Genomic DNA, 17,800 nt, shown 5'->3' with positions numbered 1-17,800 from the left:
TCACCTATGACTGTTCGCGTAGCTTGAAGCGTTGAATCTTGCCGGTGGCGGTCTTCGGCAGATCGTCGGTGAACACGATGTCGCGCGGGTACTTGTGCGGCGCGAGCCGTTCCTTGACGAAGGCCTTCAGTTCCTCAGCGAGCAGGTCGGACGGCATGAAGTCGCGCTTGAGCACGACGAACGCGCGCGTTTTCACGAGCCCGCCATGATCGACGCCGACCACCGCCGCTTCGAGCACCGCCGGATGCGCGACGAGCACCATCTCGACCTCGACCGGCGACACATATTGGCCGCTCACTTTCAGCATGTCGTCGCTGCGGCCCGCGTAGACATAGCAGCCGTTCGTGAGACGCCGATATTTGTCGCCGCTTCTGATCCATTCGCCGAGAAACGTCGCGCGCGTTTTCTCGCGATTGCTCCAGTACATCAGCGCCGCGCTCGGCCCCTTGATGAACAGATCGCCGACTTCGCCATCGGGCACCGGCCGCCCGGCTTCGTCGCGCAACTCGACTTCGTAGCCCGGCACGGGGCGCCCGGTCGTGCCGTATTCGACTTCGCCCGCGCGATTCGACAGGAAGATGTGCAGCATTTCCGTCGAGCCGATGCCATCGAGAATCTCGGCGCCGAAGTGCGCGGTGAAGCGTTCGCCGACGTCGCGTGGCAACGCCTCGCCGGCCGACGCGCACACGCGGATCGCGACGTCGGCGCGCGCGGGCAGGTTGGGCGACACCAGCATGTTCGCGTACAAGGTCGGCACGCCGTAGAACACGGTCGGGCGATGCCGGACGAGGCGCGCGAAAATCGCCTCGGCGGTCGGACGCTCGGCCATCAGGATCGCGGTCGCGCCGACCGACAGCGGAAACGTCAGCGCGTTGCCGAGTCCATATGCAAAGAACAGTTTCGCCGCCGAAAACACCACGTCGCTCTCGACGATGCCGAGCACCGGCTTCGCATACAGCTCGGCGGTCCAGTACAGATTCGCGTGCGTATGGACGGTGCCTTTCGGCTTGCCGGTCGAGCCCGACGAATAGAGCCAGAACGCGATGTCGTCCGCGTTGCTTGCACAGCCTTTGCCGGCGGGTAGCGCGGTGTCGACCAGCGTTTCGAAGCGGGGCGCCGCGAGCGGCGCTTCGGTGGAGGCGTGAGGTTGCGAGACGATCGGTTGGCAGCCGTCGTCGTCGATGCTGCTCAGCGCCTCCGTCACGTTAGGTAGCAACGGTTCCGATACGATCACCGCTCGCGCGTGGCTGTGCGTCAGCATGTACGTATAGTCGGCGGCGCTCAGCAAGGTGTTCGCGACGACCGGCACGATGCCGGCGTAAAGCGCGCCGAGAAATGCGACCGGCAGCGATACGGTGTCGAGCATCACGAGCAGCACGCGTTCCTCGGGATGTACGCCGAGCGCACGCAGTGCGCTGGCGCAGCGCCGCGCGCGCTGTTCGAGTTCGCCGTAGGTCATCGCGCCGTAGTCGTCTATATAGGCGACTTTGCTCGCGCGCGCTTCGTTCAACTGGAACAGATGCCTCGCGAAGTTGAACAGCGGGGGCGGCGGCGCAACCGGCTCGCGTGCGCTCGTTTCCAGCAGGGCTTCCATATGTCTCCTCCATCCGTGGACACGGTCCGGCTCTTGTGTGATCGTGATCTGCTCGCGGCTCACGCGCGCGTGAATTCGATCGCCCCTTGCGGCAGCAGATACAGCACCAGCGCCCGGCCGTTCGCGACGGTCGGACGATGCGCCGAGCCGGGGCCGTACACGCACCAGCCGGCCGGATGGCCGTCGAACGTCGCGCCGTCGGTGAGGGGCATGATCAGATCGATCTCGCCGTGCAGATGGACGTGGTGCGGACCGGCAATGTCCTGCATGTCGACGACGTCGACGGAAAAGCCGTGCGTGTCGGGCAGCGCCTTGAAGATGCGGCCGTAGCGGATGCCGCCGGCCTCGCGGTTGCACAGCCAGCCTTCGGCGACGCCGCTGCGGCATGCGTTCGCGAGTTCGTGAAAGGTGGGGCTGCCGGCGGGCCAGGTGTCGTTCAGCCAGTCGGCGAGCGCGGCGTCGAGCGGCCGCCCGGCGAGTTGCCCAGTGACGCCTGCGATCAGGCGCTGGAATTCCTGTGGGGACATGCGAGCCTCCAGAAGCGCGCTCACGCAGGCCGGCCGCCGGGTCGCCGGCCGCCGGATCGCCGGCCGCCGGAACTTGGGTGCATGCGTATTGCGGCGCCGTCTCCGTGACGCGGCCGGAATGCCAAGGCGGCGCGCGACTGTGTTTGTGATTGGATCAGCTTTTGGCGAAAATTAAACCGTTCACCTGGTGCGTGTCAAGCACTATAGTACATGTATCGTAGTCACGAGGTCGCAAAACATGAATCAAAAGTACCCTCCCGCACCGTTGGACGAAACCGACGACGGCGCGGCCCGCGCCGAACGCACCGAGCGCGCGGGTGAACGCACGGCCGAACGTGGCGGCGAGCGCGAAGAACGCGATCCGTTCCTGACCGCGATGGGCGAGCGTGTGCGTCTGCTGCGCGCGCGCCGCGGCATGACGCGCAAGACGCTGGCGGCCGAAACCGGTTTGTCGGAGCGGCATCTGGCGAACCTCGAATCGGGCGTCGGCAATGCGTCGGTGCTGGTGCTGCGGCAGCTCGCGGCCACGCTGAACTGCTCGCTCGCCGAGGTGATCGGCGACGAAACCACCGCGTCCGCCGAATGGCTGCTGATCCGCGAGCTGCTGCGGGGGCGCGACCAGGCGGCACTGCAGCGCGCGCGCATCGCGCTCGCCGAGATGTTCGCGCAGGCGCCGCGCGACCCGCACCGCAAGGACCGCATCGCGCTGATCGGCCTGCGCGGCGCGGGTAAGTCGACGCTCGGGCGCATGCTCGCGCAGGAGCGCAAGGTGCCGTTCATCGAGCTCACGCGCGTGATCGAACAGCTCGCGGGCTGTCCGCCGTCGGAGATTCATTCGCTGTACGGCCCGAGCGCGTATCGACGCTACGAGCAACGCGCGCTCGAGGCGGTGATCCATGAGCATCCGCACGCGGTGATCGCGTCGCCGGGCGGGCTCGTGTCGGAAGCGGGCACGTTCAACGTGCTGCTGTCGCACTGCTTCACCGTGTGGTTGCAGGCGACGCCCGAGGAACATATGCGCCGCGTCGTCGCGCAAGGCGATCTGCGGCCGATGTCCGGCAACCGCGAGGCGATGGACGACCTGAAGCGCATCCTTGCCGGGCGCGCCGAGCTGTACGGACGCGCGGACATGTCGTTCGACACCAGCGAAAAGACGCTCGCCGATGCGTACCTGCAGTTGCGCGACCGTCTCGCCGCGCGGCTCGCGGCGGAAGCCCCCGACGAGGCGCGCGTGAACTGACCGATCGTGGGCGCCAGGGTTTCCCCGTAAAAATGCACTAAAGTGCTTTACGCTGGTATGACGATGCACTATTGTTCAAAAAACAGATTGTATCGTCCAGTCAGGAGACGCCCCATGTCCACAGCACCCACCGCCATTGCTCAGGCCGCGCCGGTCGACTATCGCACCGACCCGTCGCAGTACAAGCATTGGAAGCTCAGCTTCAACGGTCCGGTCGCGACGCTCGGCCTCGACATCGCCGAGGACGGCGGCATTCGCGACGGCTACAAGCTGAAGCTCAATTCGTATGATCTCGGCGTCGACATCGAGCTGCACGACGCGATTCAGCGCATTCGCTTCGAGCATCCGGAAGTCCGCACGGTGGTGGTGACGAGCCTGAAGGACCGGGTGTTCTGCTCGGGCGCGAATATCTTCATGCTGGGGCTGTCATCGCACGCGTGGAAGGTCAACTTCTGCAAATTCACGAACGAAACGCGCAACGGGCTCGAAGATTCGTCGCGCCATTCGGGGCTCAAGTTTCTTGCCGCGGTGAACGGCGCGTGCGCGGGCGGCGGTTATGAACTCGCGCTCGCCTGCGATGAAATCTATCTGATCGACGATCGTTCCTCTTCGGTATCGCTGCCGGAAGTGCCGCTGCTCGGCGTGCTGCCCGGCACCGGCGGACTCACGCGCGTGACCGATAAGCGCAAGGTGCGCCACGATCGCGCGGATATCTTCTGCACGGTGGTCGAGGGCGTGCGCGGCGAACGCGCGAAGGCCTGGCGTCTCGTCGACGAAGTCGTGAAGCCGAACCAGTTCGAGCAGGCCATTCAGGCGCGCGCGCTCGAACTCGGCGCGCACAGCGATCGTCCAGCCGATGTGCAGGGCGTCGCGCTCACGCGCATCGAACGAACGGATCGCGAAGCTGGCCTCAGCTATCAGACGGTCGACGTCACGATCGATCGCGCGAAACGTGTGGCGACCTTCACCGCGCGCGCGCCACAGACCGAGCAACCGACCGGCATCGCCGCGATCGCCGCGGCCGGCGCCAACTGGTGGCCGCTGCAATTCGCCCGCGAACTCGACGACGCGATCCTCTCGATGCGCACCAACGCGCTCGACATCGGCACCTGGGTGTTCAAGACCGAAGGCGACGCGCGCCATCTGCTCGCGGTCGACGCGACGCTGCTGCAGCACCGGGATCACTGGTTCGTGCGCGAAACGATCGGCATGCTGCGCCGCACGCTCGCGCGCCTCGACGTGTCGTCGCGCTCCATCTTCACGCTGATCGAGCCGGGTTCATGCTTCGCCGGCACGTTCGCGGAACTCGCGTTCGCCGCCGATCGCATCTACATGGCCGCGCTGCCCGACAACGAGGACGAGGAGCCGGCGATCACGCTGTCGGAAGTCAACTTCGGCCTGTATCCGATGGTGACGCATCAGTCGCGGCTCGCGCGGCGCTTCTACGAGGAAGCCGAGCCGCTCGACGCGGCGCGCGCGCTGATCGGCCAGCCGGTCAAGGCGCTCGACGCGGAGCGCCTCGGTCTCGTCACCGCGTCGCCTGACGATATCGATTGGGCCGACGAAATCCGCATCGCGCTCGAAGAACGCGCGGCGATGTCGCCCGATGCCTTGACCGGCCTCGAAGCGAATCTGCGCTTCAATGGGCCGGAGACGATGGAGACGCGCATTTTCGGCCGTCTCACCGCCTGGCAGAACTGGATCTTCAACCGGCCGAACGCAGTGGGCGAGAAGGGTGCGCTCAAGGTGTACGGCAAGGGCAGCAAGGCGCAATTCGATGTGTCGCGGGTGTGAGATGCGCCGCGCTCACTCCGCCTAAACGACGCCGCCTGCCGATACGCGCCTCTCGCCACTGCAGCTTCCGAACAGGGAATTGACCCAGGGAACCGACCATGTCCTCGATCAACTACAGCGAAAAGATTCCGAACAACGTCAACCTCGCCGACGACCGCGCGCTGCAACGCGCGCTCGAACAATGGCAGCCGAACTTTCTGTCATGGTGGGGCGACATGGGCCCGGAAGGCTCGCACGGTTACGACGTGTATCTGCGCACCGCGGTCAGCGTCGATGCGGGCGGCTGGGCGCACTTCGACTACGTGAAGATGCCCGAGTACCGCTGGGGCATTTTCCTCACGCCGGGCGAGCAGGATCGCACGATCCACTTCGGCGAGCACAAGGGCGAAGCCGCGTGGCAGGACGTGCCCGGCGAGCATCGCGCGAACCTGCGCCGCATCATCGTCACGCAGGGCGATACGGAACCGGCCTCGGTCGAGCAGCAGCGTCACCTCGGTTTGACCGCGCCGTCGCTGTACGATCTGCGCAACCTGTTCCAGGTCAACGTCGAGGAAGGCCGCCACTTGTGGGCGATGGTGTACCTGCTGCATCGCTACTTCGGCCGCGACGGTCGTGAGGAAGCCGAAGCCTTGCTCGGCCGCCGCTCGGGCGACGAGGACAACCCGCGCATTCTCGGCGCGTTCAACGAGAAAACGCCGGACTGGCTCGCGTTCTACATGTTCACGTACTTCACCGACCGCGACGGCAAGTTCCAGTTGTCGGCGCTCGCGGAGTCGGGCTTCGATCCGCTCGCGCGCACGACGAAGTTCATGCTGACCGAGGAAGCGCATCACATGTTCGTCGGCGAATCGGGCGTGTCGCGCGTGATCCAGCGCACCGCTCAGGTGATGAACGAACTCGGCACCGACGACGTCGCGAAGATCCGCGCGGCCGGCGCGATCGATCTGCCGACCATCCAGCGCTATCTGAACTTCCATTACTCGGTCACGATCGACCTGTTCGGCGCCGATCATTCGTCGAACGCGGCGACGTTCTATAGCTCGGGTCTGAAGGGCCGCTACGAGGAAGGCAAGCGCGACGACGATCATCGCCTGAACGAGCATGCTTACAAGCTGCTCGACGTGCAGGACGGCAAGCTCGTCGAGCGCGAAGTGCCGATGCTCAACGCGATGAACGAAGTGCTGCGCGACGATTACATCAAGGACTCGGTTGCGGGCGTTGGGCGCTGGAACAAGGTGCTCGAGAAGGCCGGCGTCGACTTTCGCATGACGGTGCCGCACAAGGCGTTCAACCGGCAGATCGGCACGTTCGCCGGCACGCGGGTGTCGCCGGACGGCCGCGTGCTCAGCGAAGCCGAATGGGCCGCCAACGAAGCGAACTGGCTCGCCATGCCGGAAGACCGCGCGTTCGTCGCTTCGCTGATGGGCTGCGTCGCCGAGCCGGGCAAGTTCGCGAACTGGATCGCGCCGCCCGCGATGGGCGTGAACCGTCAGCCGGTCGATTTCGAATACGTGCGCTTCAACTGAAGCAGGCGAAGCACGAAAGGCTCGCTGCACGCGCGCCGTATTACCAGGTGGAGGAAGTCATGAACGGGCCAGTATCGGTCGAAGTTCTGCGGCAGCATCTGATCGATCCGGAGATCTGCATTCGCTGCAATACCTGCGAAGAGACCTGTCCGATCGATGCGATCACGCACGACGACAACAACTACGTCGTGAAGGCCGACGTCTGCAACGGCTGCATGGCCTGCGTGCCGCCGTGCCCGACCGGCGCGATCGACAATTGGCGCACGGTGCTGAAGGCCGACGCGTATTCGATCGACGAGCAGTTTACGTGGGACGTGTTGCCCGAGCAGAACACGATGGCGGTGCCGGCTGAAGAACCGGTGGCCGCGTCTATCGCGGGCGACAGCGCCGCCGAAGCGGACGGCATCGAAGTGGATACCGTGCGCGGCGCGCTCGTGCCGCCGTGGTCGGCCGCGAAGCCGTACGTGAATCTCTACACGCATAAGGCGCCGACCACCGCGACGGTGGTCGGTAACTACCGGCTCACCGACAGCGCGACGTCGAGCGACATCCATCACATCGTGCTCGATTTCGGCTCGATGCCGTTTCCGGTGCTCGAAGGCCAGTCGATCGGCATTCTGCCGCCGGGAGCTGCCGCCGACGGCCGCGTGCATCATGCGCGCCAGTACTCGATCGCGAGTCCGCGCGACGGCGAGCGGCCCGGCTATAACAACGTGTCGCTGACGGTGAAGCGGGTGTCGCAGCAGCACGGCGACGCGATCGACGGCGTGTGCTCGAACTATCTGTGCGATCTGAAGAAGGGCGACGTGGTCAACGTGATCGGTCCGTTCGGCAGCACCTTCCTGATGCCGAATCATCCGAACTCGCATCTGCTGATGATCTGCACGGGCACCGGCTCCGCGCCGATGCGCGCGATGACCGAGTACCGCCGCCGCAAGCGCCTCAAAGGCGCGACCGGCAAGCTCATGCTGTTCTTCGGCGCGCGCACCAAGGAGGAGCTGCCGTACTTTGGACCGCTGACGAATCTGCCGAAGGATTTCATCGACACCACGCTCGCGTTCTCGCGCACCCCGGGACAGGCGAAGCGCTACGTGCAGGACGCAATGCGCGAACGTTCGGCCGACGTCGCGAACCTGCTGAAGGACGACAACACCTATATCTACGTGTGCGGCCTCAAGGGCATGGAGGACGGTGTGCTGCAGGCGCTCAAGGATATCGGCGAGCAGCATCAGCTCGATTGGGAAGCGTTGTGGGCGAAGCTGAAGCGGGAAGGGCGGCTGCATCTGGAGACGTACTGAGCGGCGCGCCGACACGCCGACCCACACCGAAAGCTCCGCGAAAAGGCTCCGCAAAGGCTCGTGAAAGCATGAGCGCTTGCGGGGCCTTTTTGCCTGCGCCATATGCTTGACGGCAGAGCGCAGCGGCTGACCTGTGCGGATCGACGCACCGCGCGCGAAGCGCTTTGAAAATCGCGGACGGTTTGCTACAGTCGGCCCACACAGCCGGCCGCACGCCGGCACTCCCCGCCAAACGCGGCAGTCCGCCACCTGCGCAGGCACTCAGACGGAGCCGTCCGATGAAGCCGATTCGTTCACTTGCGATGATTGCGCTGTTGCAGGCAGCACTCGCGCATCCGGCTAGCGCCGACGATCTCGCGCGGATCAAGGCATCGGGCGTGTTCCGGATCGGCACCGAAGGTACGTACGCCCCGTTCACCTACCACGACGACGCGGGCAAGCTGACCGGCTTCGACGTCGAGCTTGGGAGCGCGATCGCGCAGCGTCTCGGCGTCAAGCCGCAATTCATCGAAGGCAAATGGGAAGGACTGATCGCCGGTCTCGACGTCAATCGCTACGACGCGGTGATCAACGAGGTCGCGATCACCGACGAGCGCAAGCTCAAATACGATTACTCGGAGCCGTACATCACGTCGCACGCGGTGCTGATCGTCGCATCGGACAACACGACGATCAAATCTTTCGACGACCTGAAGGGCCGCAAATCGGCCAATACGCTGGCCAGCAACGTCGGCAGGATCGCGGCCGCGCACGGCGCGCAGGTGATTCCGGCGCAGGGCTTCGACGAATCGATCGATCTGCTCGTCGCGGGGCGCGTCGACGCGACCGTCAACGATTCATTGTCGTTTCTCGACTACAGGAAGCGCGAGCCCGAGGCGAGGATCAAGGTCGTCGCGGTCGATACGTCGCCCGATAGCAGCGACAAGTCGGCCGTACTGATCCGCAAGGGCAATCCGAAGCTGCGCCTGGCGATCGACGACGCGCTCGCGGGCATGAGAAAAGACGGTACGTATCAGCGGATTTCGCTGAAGTACTTCGGCCGGGACGTGTTTCATTGACCGTCGGCCGACGTTGACGGGGATAAATCCCCATTAAAAAAGAAGGGGCGTCGAAACGCCCCTTCTTGGTTGTCGTCAGCCCGTCGAACATGCGGCGTGCCGCACGTTCAACGCGGCAGACGCTGCCTCACACCGTCGCGTCGCTCAGCGCGGCGTCGAAGAAGCGCTCCTGGGCATCCGTGTTCACGCGTGCATACGCGCGGTTCACGCCGCTGATCACCGCGCGGATCGACGCGGTGATCAGGTTCGCATCGACACCGACGCCGAACGCGCTGCCGGCCACATCGGTGCCGGCCATTTCGGCGATCGCGATCGCGCGCGCATCGGCGCCCTGCGTGAGCGCGCGTTCCTCGTAGTGCTGGATGCGCACGGGCACGTCGAAGGCGTGCATCAGCGCGTCGAGCGGGCCGTTGCCGGCGCCGCTCAGCACGCGCGGCGTGCCGTTGATTTCGACGTTGAGCTTGATGTGCTCGCGGCCGTCATGCTCGGACAGGCTGTGGCTGATATAGCGGACCGGCTCGGCCGTGCACACGTATTCCTGCTGGAACAGTTCCCAGATCTGCGCGGGCGTGACTTCCTGGCCGCTCTGGTCGGTGAAACGCTGCACGGCCGAGCTGAAATCGACCTGCAGACGGCGCGGCAACACGACGCCGTAGCTCTGCTCGAGCAGGTACGCGATACCGCCCTTGCCCGACTGGCTGTTCACGCGAATCACGGAGTCGTAGGTTCGGCCGAGGTCGCTCGGATCGATCGGCATGTACGGCACTTCCCAGATCGCGTCCGGCTTCTGCGCGGCGAAGCCCTTCTTGATCGCGTCCTGGTGCGAGCCCGAGAACGCGGTGAAGACGAGATCGCCGACATACGGATGACGCGGATGCACCGGCAACTGCGTGCATTCCTCGGCCGTGCGCGCGACTTCGTTGATGTTCGAGAAATCGAGCTCGGGGTCGACGCCCTGCGTGTACAGGTTCAACGCGAGCGTGACGAGGTCGACGTTGCCGGTGCGCTCGCCGTTGCCGAACAGACAACCTTCGACGCGATCCGCGCCTGCCATCACCGCGAGCTCCGCGGCGGCGACGGCCGTGCCGCGGTCGTTATGCGGGTGGACGGAGACGATCAGCGAGTCGCGACGCGCGAGATTGCGGTGCATCCATTCGATCTGGTCGGCGTAGACGTTCGGCGTGGCCATTTCGACGGTGGCCGGCAGATTGACGATCGCCTTGTGCTCGGGCGTCGGTTGCCAGATGTCGAACACCGCGTCGCAGACTTCCTTCGCGAATTCGAGTTCGGTGCCGCTGAACACTTCCGGGCTGTATTGCAGCGTGAAGTGCGTGTCCGGTTGCGCGTCGGCGAGGCGTTTCATCGTGCGCGCGGCCTTCTGCGCGAGTTCGATCACGCCGCTCTTTTCGAGGCCGAACACGATCTTGCGGAATTCCGGCGCGGTCGCGTTGTACAGATGGACGATCGCGCGCGGGGCGCCGCGCAACGATTCGAAAGTACGCTCGATCAGATCGTCGCGCGCCTGCGTGAGCACTTCGATCGTCACGTCGTCGGGAATATGGCCGCCCTCGATCAGTTCGCGCACGAAGTTGAAATCGGTCTGCGACGCCGACGGAAACGCGACTTCGATTTCCTTGAAGCCGATCTGCACCAGCGTCTTGAACATGCGCATCTTGCGCTCGGCGTTCATCGGCTCGAACAGCGCCTGGTTGCCGTCGCGCAGATCGGTGCTCATCCAGATCGGCGCGCGCGTGATGGTGCGCGACGGCCACTGGCGATCCGTCAAATTGATTGGCTTGAACGAACGGTACTTGGTAGCAGGGTTTTTCAACATTTTCATCATCCGGGGGAGAGACCGTGGAATGGGCGTCGACCGGACGACGAAAACGCGATACTGGGCCGCCGGTCGGAAACCGGGGCTGGGTCAGTTACTGGGGATTCAAGCGGTGCTTCGGTGTATCAGAGAGAAGCGGACGCGCGCAGCAGCAGACCTAGCCCGGTAGAGCGGGCTAGTAGTAGCGATAGGGTGGTCTGGGCGCGGTACATAGTGCGCAATGGGAACATATTATTGAGAAAGCGTCAAGGGCGAGGTGGAGTGGGCCGCGGCCTGCTCGGCTGCAGAAGGAGGCGAGCGGCCGCTCGCATGGAAGGTGCCGTGGGACGCTCGCGCGGCACTCGATTCAGGGGTGAGCTCACGAGGCGTCGTCAATTCACAGAGCAGGAGGTGAACATGAAAAGGGTAGCGAAGATATCCGGCCTCGCGAGGATCTGCGCGTGCGCGGCGTTGGCATGTGGGTTCGCCGGGCAGGCCGGCGCGCAGGGGCTCAGCGCGCAGAACGACATGAACGCGCCGCAGAACAGTACAGGTCTGATGCCGCAGGCGGCGCGCGGCAGCGAGTATCCGACGCATGGCAACCAGCAGGCGGGCGAGCTGAATCTGAATCCGACCGATCCGCGTGCGCAACTGGTCAACGGCTTGCCGAACAACGCGAGCGCGGGCGGCTATGGCGCGCCGCTGGCGGGCCTGCGTACATACGTGCAACCGCCCCAGCCGGCGAATTGAGACTGGCGAAGCAGGATCGGCAGACGAAGACTACGACGCTGAAGGCGGCAAGCCGAAGCCGTTGCGTGCCGCGCAGTCTTCGTCGACGCCCCGCGTTGATCACGCGCCGGACCAAAGTCGCAACGTATCGCTGTTCACCATCACCGATACGCCTATCGTGACGAGGATCAGCGGCAGCAGCGCCGAGCCGTAGCGCCGGATCGGCGCGCCGAGCAACGGGTGGTCGACCAGCCATGCCGCGCCCGCGCACCAGAGCCCGATCATCACGACGAACACGAGCGAAACCAGCGCGTTCTCGGCGGGCGTACGACTCGCGTACAGCGGCACGTAGACGGCGAGGTTGTCCGAGCCGTTGGCGATGGCGACGCTCGCGACGGTCCAGCTCGATGAGCCGCGAACGGATGGCGGAGCGCTTGCGCGGCTGTCCTCGCCATCTTCGCTGGCGTTGCGCCGCGCGTGGCCGGGACCGAAGCGCTGCCAGGCCTTGTGCAGGCCCACGACGATCGGCAGCAAGCCGAGCAGGCCCACATAACCGGCCGGCAGGCGCGTGAGCAAGGCCGCGAGCACGAGCGCCGCGGCGACGAGGATCAAAGAGCCCGCGTACTGTCCCGCGACCACGCGGCGCCGCTCAACGCCCGTTTCGGTCAGAAAGCCGAGCAGCACGAACAGGTTGTCGATATTGGTCGCGGCGTAGGCGACGATCGCGAGCAGGACGAGGCTGAGCATGAAGAAGCCGGGATCGTTACCGGGAGTAGAGTCGTTTTGAATTCGCCGCGCAATGTGGGCAACCGGGCTGCCGGCTGCGCCATCGAGCGCGCGACCGGTCAACACAATGCCGATGCGCTGGGTCAAGGTCAAGCGGCAGGCGGGCGTGAAGCCGGGCGACGGGGTCGTAAGCTACAATGACCGAGGCTTGGAACAACGGAACATCGATGAAGATTCGCCTTCTCTCTATCGCCTGTGTCGCGAGCGCCGCGGCGCTGCTGGCGGCCTGCACGATCGGTACCCGCAACTCGGGCGCATGCGAACAATTGATGCGCAGCAAGCTGGCCGAGGCGTCGTCGGGGATGTCGTCGGATACGCTGCGGGTCACGCATCGCGGGGCCGCGATTCGCGGCTCGCGCGTCGTGGTGGAAGGGACGATCGAGCACCGGGTAAGCGCGTCGGAGGTGGCGGTCTCCGCGCCGCTCGCGGCATCGGCATCGCAAGCGGCGACGGACGTCAACGTGGCCGCGAAGCAGGCCGAGCCGAAGAGGGTCAGCACGCCGGCCGCCGCCGAGTGCACGTTCCACGGCGAAGAGCTGGACGTATTCCGCTGGCTCGCGCCGGCAAAGTTGGCCGCGCCGGCCGCGCCGGCTGCGCAACCCGCCAGCGCGGCGGGCTGAGTTCCCGTCCGCGTCTCGCGCCATCGCTGCGCATCCAACCCAATCAACCTCAGAACGCGTAATACGGTCCCTGGCCGGCCGACGTATTGCGCGCCGCAATCGCCGTGTAAATGCGTTTGCCGTAAAAGAACGGCAAGCCCCAGCCGAAGCCCTGACTCGAATTGCCGGCGAGATTGTCGAACGCGTTGTTCGACGATGAGAACAGCGTGCTCGAATTGGCTATGTCGAATGACACCGTGCTCGACACGCCATCGATGCCGGTGATCGATGCGCTCGCCGACTGCGTCGAAGTCGGGCAGTACCAGAAGCCGCACAACGGGAACTGCGTCGAGTGGAAGAACAGGCCGTTCGAGCCGCTGTCGAGATAGCTCACCGCATAGGTCTGACCGCCCGAGTTCGTCGTCACGTAGCCGGTCGCGGCGTTCGCCTTCAGGACGTTCGGGCTCGTCAGCGTGTTGTTCGACTGGGTGCCGATGCCGAAGATCAACGAGCCCGACACGCTGGCCGCGCCCGCATCGGCGACGGCCGGCAGGTCGATCACGACGCCGTTGTTGTCGAGCGGGAAGCTGCTGACCGGGTTGGTCACCTGCTGTGCGAGCGGCTGCGCGGTTGCGGTGCAGCCGCTCGTCGTGCAGCTGTAGTACCAGCGCGGCAATGCGGAGTTCGAGCAACCGTCGCCGCAGTCGACCGGGAACAGGCCCACGCCGAGGATCCCGTTCGAGTGCAGGCTCGACACCGTCAGCAGCGACGCGCCGGAGTTCGCGCAGTCGGTGGGTGCGGCGGGCAGCGCACTGTCGGCGATTACCTGGATCGGAATCGATGACGCCTGTTGGCCGGCCATGCGTACGTCCGCGTTGCGGATCGAGCCCCACGCATAACCGCTGCCGAATACCGCGCATTCGGCGCTCACGCCGCCGCCCGCGGCGATGGTCGGCAGCGACAGGGTCGTCGGCAGCGCCGATGCGAGGATGCGCAGGCCGTTCGAGCCGGTGTCGACCTGGATGTCGTCGATTGTCGCGCAGTTGCTGGTGCCGGCCTGGCAGACGGTGACGCTCGTCGTCAGCATGTTGCGCGTATTGCCGGGCGATACGCCGACCGTGACCAGCTGCACGTTAGGCGTGGTCGATTGCGGCACGTTCGCGCTCTGCGTCGTGTTCGACGCGCTCGTGGAACTGGTCGACGAGGTCGGCGCGGTCGCGGACGGCGTCGGGCCCGAGCCGGACGAGCCGGACGAGGAACTGCCGCCTCCGCCGCCGCAGCCGACGAGGGCCGCGCAGACGATCAGAAGCAGGGCATGGAAACGCAAGGCGGATTTCATGGCGTGGCGATCCGTCGGGTGGAACTCAGGCGTTAAGGGGGCGCGAGCGACGCGTGCGGGGCGCACGCGTTACTGGATGTCGTCGGAGGTGACGCCGGCGGGCAAAGCCGCCGGCAGCCACGCGCGGCCGACGTAGCCGCGCATCGGTCCGCCGGACTCGACGATCACGTCGGCGCGCGTGACCCGCGACGAATGCAGATTGCCGCTGCCGGCCGCCGCCGCGGCGCCTGTCTTGTACGAGTCGCCGTATTTGCCGAGTAGCGCGTGCAGATCCGGCATCGTCGGGCCTTGCCACGCGTAGGCGACGATCAGGCCGGTGCTGGTTGCGTATTCGTTGATGGTCGTATTGCCAGCGTCGGTCCACGTGCGCTCGCGCAGTGCGCCATTGAGCAGCGTGCGCGGCGCGCTCGCGCCCGACACCGCCTGGCTCGGCATCGTGCCGCCCAATTCGGCATGCGCGCCGAAGCTCGCGCAGCACGCGACGACGGCGATCGCCGAGGCGATCGCGGATGGATTGAGACAGGACTGGGACATGAGGCCTTCCTCGTTTGGCGCCGGATTTTTTATTGAGATAACTCGATTAATCTAGCGCTGGTTTTTTCTGGTCTTTGCACATCGCGGCGGACAGGACCGCACGCCATGTTTAAAAACAAGCCGCATGCAGACCGGAAGCCCTTATTCGGCGGGCCTCCGGCAAAGACTTGGGAATACTCCCAAGGTCAACCCGAAAGTGTTATTGAGTGTTAAATTTACCTCATAAGAAGGCAAATAGCATGATGGGCGCGGACTTTTTTCCCGTGGTCGCTTCGTAGCCGTGGCATGCGGCGATTCGCGGGCAAACCCCAGTTTTTGCACAGGCCTCGCCGGGACCGGTAAAATGTTGGGTTGATCCACGGAAACTTGCCGTGGCGTAGCGGAAGGATTCCCCGAACATGACTGATTTTCGTCTCACCAAGCGGTTTGCAGTAATGCTCATGGCAGGCGGGCTGGTCGCCGGCTGCGGCACCTCGTCGCCGACCAAAATCGACTATAGGAGCGACTCCCGTTCGAAGCAGGTATCGCTTGCCGTACCGCCGAACATGATCGACGAGACGGCCGATCAGCGTTCGCTGCCGCCGCAGGGCGGCGAAACCTCGCTGTCCACGCTGAAACAGGTGCAGGCACAGGCGCCGGCCGGCGACGCGGTCGCGGTCGTGCCGCCCGTCCAGGGCATCCACATCCAGCGCGACGGCACCGAGAGCTGGCTCGTGATCGACAACAAAACGCCCGATCAGGCTTGGCCGCAAATCCGCCGCTTCTGGCAGGAGCAGGGCTTCCTGCTCGTCGTCGACCAGCGCGACAAGGGCGTGATGGAAACCGACTGGAACGAAACCCACGCGCAGATCAACGACGGCTTTATCCGCAACACGCTGTCGAAGGCGATGGGCAACAGCTACGTGAGTTCGGAGCGCAACAAGTTCCGCACGCGTCTCGAAGCGGCGCCGAAGGGCGGCACGTATGTGTTCGTCAGCCAGAAAGGCATGCGTGAGGCGATCACCGGTACGAACAACGAGTCGACCCAGTGGCAACCCAAGCCGAACGACCCGGCGCTCGAACAGGAATACCTGAAGCGCCTGATGGTCTCGCTGGCGCGGGCCGATTCGGGTAGCAACGCGGGTGGCACGCAGAACGCCGAGCTGTCGCCCGCGGGCACGCAGATCGCGCCGAACGCGGCGACGGCGGGTGCGAAGTCGGCGACGGCCGCCGTTGTCGCGCAGAACGTCGCGCTCGCGGCGCAACCGCCTATGCCGGACGCGGATTCGGCCAACAACACGTCGGCGCAGCTCTCATCGACCGAACTCACGCTCGGCGAGCCGTATGACCGCGCGTGGCTGCGCGTGGGCCTCGCGCTCGATCGCAGCAATTTCACGGTCGACGATCGCGACATGAGCCGCGGCCTCTATTTCGTGCGCTACGTCGATCCGAAGGATATGTCGTCGGCCGAGCAGGGCTTCTGGAGCCAGGTCTTCCACGGCAAGAAGGAGAAGGTCGCCAGGCAGTATCGCGTGAACGTGCGCGCGGTGACGCCGAACCAGACCCGCGTGGCCGTGGTCGACGACAAGGGGCAACTCGACGAAAGCTCGCAGGCCAAGCAGATCATGAGCCTGATGGCCGACCAGCTGCACTGATACGAGAGGCTCGCGGCCGACGCCGCCGGTTCGACGAAACCGCCCGGAGAAATCCGGGCGGTTTTTTTTGACTATGCATTTGACGCGCGAAGGGCCCGCGCGTGAGCCGATGTAACGTGACCGGATCGGCAAGCCGCGACCCGGCGCGGTTGCCGATTGACTCCGTGCGCTCAGGTATCCGCGCGCCGCGTCCCCATCCACGGCAAGCGCTTGACTACGCCGGTCGCCAACGCGGTGCCGACCAGAATCACAGCGCACCCTTCGAGCATGCCGGGCGACACCGTCTCGCCGAGAAACAACGCGCCCCACAGAATGCCGAAGATCGGAATCACGAAGGTCACGGTGATCGCGCGCGTCGGCCCGGCGACCGCGATCAGATGGAAGAACAGCATGTACGCGATGCCGGTACAGGCGACGCCGAGCGCGATCACCGCGCCCCACGCGCGCAGCGAGATCGGCGCGGCGGGCCAGTAGATGACCGCGAGCGGCAGCAGCACGATCGTCGCGCCGATCATCGTGCCGGTCGCGACGGTCAGCGCGTCGACGCCAGTCAGGTGACGCTTCGTGTAGTTGGCGGCGATGCCGTAGAGCAGCGTGGCGCCGAGCGCGGCGCCGGCCGCGAGCGCGACGCTCAGCGGCGAGGCGGCCGAGCCGGCCGGCGCCGCGATCTGATCCCACACGAGCATCAGCACGCCGAGAAAGCCGACCACGAGACCGAGCGTGCGCAGTGCGCTGAGCCGGTCGCGCAGCCACAGGAAGCCGACCAGCGCGCCCCACAGCGGCGCGCACGCATTGATCACCGACGTGACGCCCGCCGACAGTGTCAGCTCGGCATACGCGAACAGGCAGAATGGTGCCGCCGAATTGACGATACCGACCACGAGCAGCGGCACTGCGCGCGTGCGCAACACGGTGGCGGACTGTTGCAGCGGCCGTCGCGCGATCAGCACGATCGCGAGAAAGAGGGCGCCGATGCCGACGCGCAGCGCCATCAGCGGCGCGACGCCGAAGTCGGTCACGCCGACGCGGATGAACAGGAACGATGCGCCCCACAGGGCAGCGAGGATCAGCAGTTGCAGCAGGTTTCTGGTTTTCATTGGAATGGCGCCGCGCGCAGTTGAGTCGGGACGACAGCTCATCGTAACAGTGCGATCGCGCGAATCGTTTCAGTACAGGATGAAACGGCAAGATCCGGGAGACGGCCGCGTCCGGTGAGGTCGATGGTAAGCGCTGCGAGGGCGCGCGCCAAACGAGCAATTCTCGCCGATATGTGAGAAAAATTGCGATCGACGGAACGGCAGTGGGGATGGGATCGGAAACGGCGCCCGC

The 17,800-nt window shown here is 65.4% G+C and carries 15 protein-coding genes; 8 read left to right on the top strand and 7 right to left on the bottom strand.

Annotated elements, in window-relative coordinates; all coding sequences use genetic code 11:
* Positions 1 to 4: 4 nt before the first annotated feature.
* Both F6X39_RS03070 and F6X39_RS03065 read right to left on the bottom strand, forming a co-directional pair.
* A complete protein-coding gene (locus F6X39_RS03070; protein ID WP_187615516.1) occupies positions 5 to 1,594 on the bottom strand; it encodes a benzoate-CoA ligase family protein in 1,590 nt (529 codons plus the stop codon).
* 59 nt (positions 1,595 to 1,653) lie between these two features.
* Entirely contained in the window at positions 1,654 to 2,121 is a 468-nt protein-coding gene (locus tag F6X39_RS03065; RefSeq protein ID WP_187615515.1) for a DUF4863 family protein, read from the bottom strand.
* 238 nt (positions 2,122 to 2,359) lie between these two features.
* Here F6X39_RS03065 and F6X39_RS03060 point away from each other — a divergent pair, with 238 nt between their 5' ends.
* The 5 genes from F6X39_RS03060 to F6X39_RS03040 all read left to right on the top strand — a co-directional run bounded on the left by F6X39_RS03060 (position 2,360) and on the right by F6X39_RS03040 (position 9,037).
* Entirely contained in the window at positions 2,360 to 3,361 is a 1,002-nt protein-coding gene (locus F6X39_RS03060) for a helix-turn-helix transcriptional regulator (RefSeq protein ID WP_187615514.1), read from the top strand.
* A 114-nt stretch (positions 3,362 to 3,475) separates the two neighbouring features.
* On the top strand, positions 3,476 to 5,155 hold the full coding sequence (boxC, locus tag F6X39_RS03055) for a 2,3-epoxybenzoyl-CoA dihydrolase (RefSeq protein ID WP_187615513.1): 1,680 nt from the start codon (positions 3,476 to 3,478) through the stop codon (positions 5,153 to 5,155).
* A gap of 98 nt (positions 5,156 to 5,253) precedes the next feature.
* Positions 5,254 to 6,681 (top strand): benzoyl-CoA 2,3-epoxidase subunit BoxB, encoded by a 1,428-nt coding sequence (gene boxB / locus F6X39_RS03050; protein ID WP_187615512.1) that lies wholly within the window; start codon positions 5,254 to 5,256, stop codon positions 6,679 to 6,681.
* Between the two features lie 59 nt (positions 6,682 to 6,740).
* A complete protein-coding gene (gene boxA / locus F6X39_RS03045; protein ID WP_187615511.1) occupies positions 6,741 to 7,979 on the top strand; it encodes a benzoyl-CoA 2,3-epoxidase subunit BoxA in 1,239 nt (412 codons plus the stop codon).
* Between the two features lie 278 nt (positions 7,980 to 8,257).
* Positions 8,258 to 9,037: an amino acid ABC transporter substrate-binding protein gene (locus tag F6X39_RS03040; RefSeq protein WP_187615510.1), complete on the top strand. Its 780-nt coding sequence runs from the start codon at positions 8,258 to 8,260 to the stop codon at positions 9,035 to 9,037.
* Positions 9,038 to 9,164: 127 nt separating this feature from the next.
* On the opposite strand, the gene leuA is transcribed toward F6X39_RS03040, so the two are convergent.
* Complete coding sequence (gene leuA / locus F6X39_RS03035; protein WP_187615509.1) at positions 9,165 to 10,871, bottom strand: 2-isopropylmalate synthase; 1,707 nt, start codon at positions 10,869 to 10,871, stop codon at positions 9,165 to 9,167.
* A gap of 396 nt (positions 10,872 to 11,267) precedes the next feature.
* Here leuA and F6X39_RS03030 point away from each other — a divergent pair, with 396 nt between their 5' ends.
* Positions 11,268 to 11,600: a hypothetical protein gene (locus F6X39_RS03030; RefSeq protein WP_187615508.1), complete on the top strand. Its 333-nt coding sequence runs from the start codon at positions 11,268 to 11,270 to the stop codon at positions 11,598 to 11,600.
* 99 nt (positions 11,601 to 11,699) lie between these two features.
* Here the strand turns inward: F6X39_RS03030 and F6X39_RS03025 are convergent, their stop codons facing one another.
* On the bottom strand, positions 11,700 to 12,326 hold the full coding sequence (locus F6X39_RS03025) for a cadmium resistance transporter (RefSeq protein WP_187615507.1): 627 nt from the start codon (positions 12,324 to 12,326) through the stop codon (positions 11,700 to 11,702).
* Between the two features lie 206 nt (positions 12,327 to 12,532).
* Here F6X39_RS03025 and F6X39_RS03020 point away from each other — a divergent pair, with 206 nt between their 5' ends.
* Positions 12,533 to 12,985 carry a hypothetical protein gene (locus F6X39_RS03020; protein ID WP_187615506.1) on the top strand — a complete coding sequence of 151 codons (453 nt, stop codon included), beginning with the start codon at positions 12,533 to 12,535 and terminating at the stop codon, positions 12,983 to 12,985.
* 49 nt (positions 12,986 to 13,034) lie between these two features.
* On the opposite strand, the gene F6X39_RS03015 is transcribed toward F6X39_RS03020, so the two are convergent.
* Positions 13,035 to 14,303 carry a DUF3443 domain-containing protein gene (locus tag F6X39_RS03015; RefSeq protein WP_187615505.1) on the bottom strand — a complete coding sequence of 423 codons (1,269 nt, stop codon included), beginning with the start codon at positions 14,301 to 14,303 and terminating at the stop codon, positions 13,035 to 13,037.
* A 69-nt stretch (positions 14,304 to 14,372) separates the two neighbouring features.
* Entirely contained in the window at positions 14,373 to 14,837 is a 465-nt protein-coding gene (locus F6X39_RS03010; protein ID WP_018421123.1) for a DUF2844 domain-containing protein, read from the bottom strand.
* A gap of 398 nt (positions 14,838 to 15,235) precedes the next feature.
* On the opposite strand from F6X39_RS03010, the gene bamC reads away from it, so the two are divergent.
* Positions 15,236 to 16,471 carry an outer membrane protein assembly factor BamC gene (gene bamC, locus F6X39_RS03005; RefSeq protein ID WP_184022020.1) on the top strand — a complete coding sequence of 412 codons (1,236 nt, stop codon included), beginning with the start codon at positions 15,236 to 15,238 and terminating at the stop codon, positions 16,469 to 16,471.
* 170 nt (positions 16,472 to 16,641) lie between these two features.
* Here bamC and F6X39_RS03000 read toward each other — a convergent pair whose 3' ends face one another.
* Complete coding sequence (locus tag F6X39_RS03000) at positions 16,642 to 17,568, bottom strand: DMT family transporter (protein ID WP_260330284.1); 927 nt, start codon at positions 17,566 to 17,568, stop codon at positions 16,642 to 16,644.
* Between the last annotated feature and the right edge of the window lie 232 nt (positions 17,569 to 17,800).

The sequence above is a fragment of the Paraburkholderia sp. UCT2 genome (assembly GCF_014397665.1).
Classification (GTDB): Bacteria; Pseudomonadota; Gammaproteobacteria; order Burkholderiales; family Burkholderiaceae; genus Paraburkholderia; species Paraburkholderia tuberum.
This window is presented reverse-complemented; position numbering and strand designations above follow the sequence as displayed.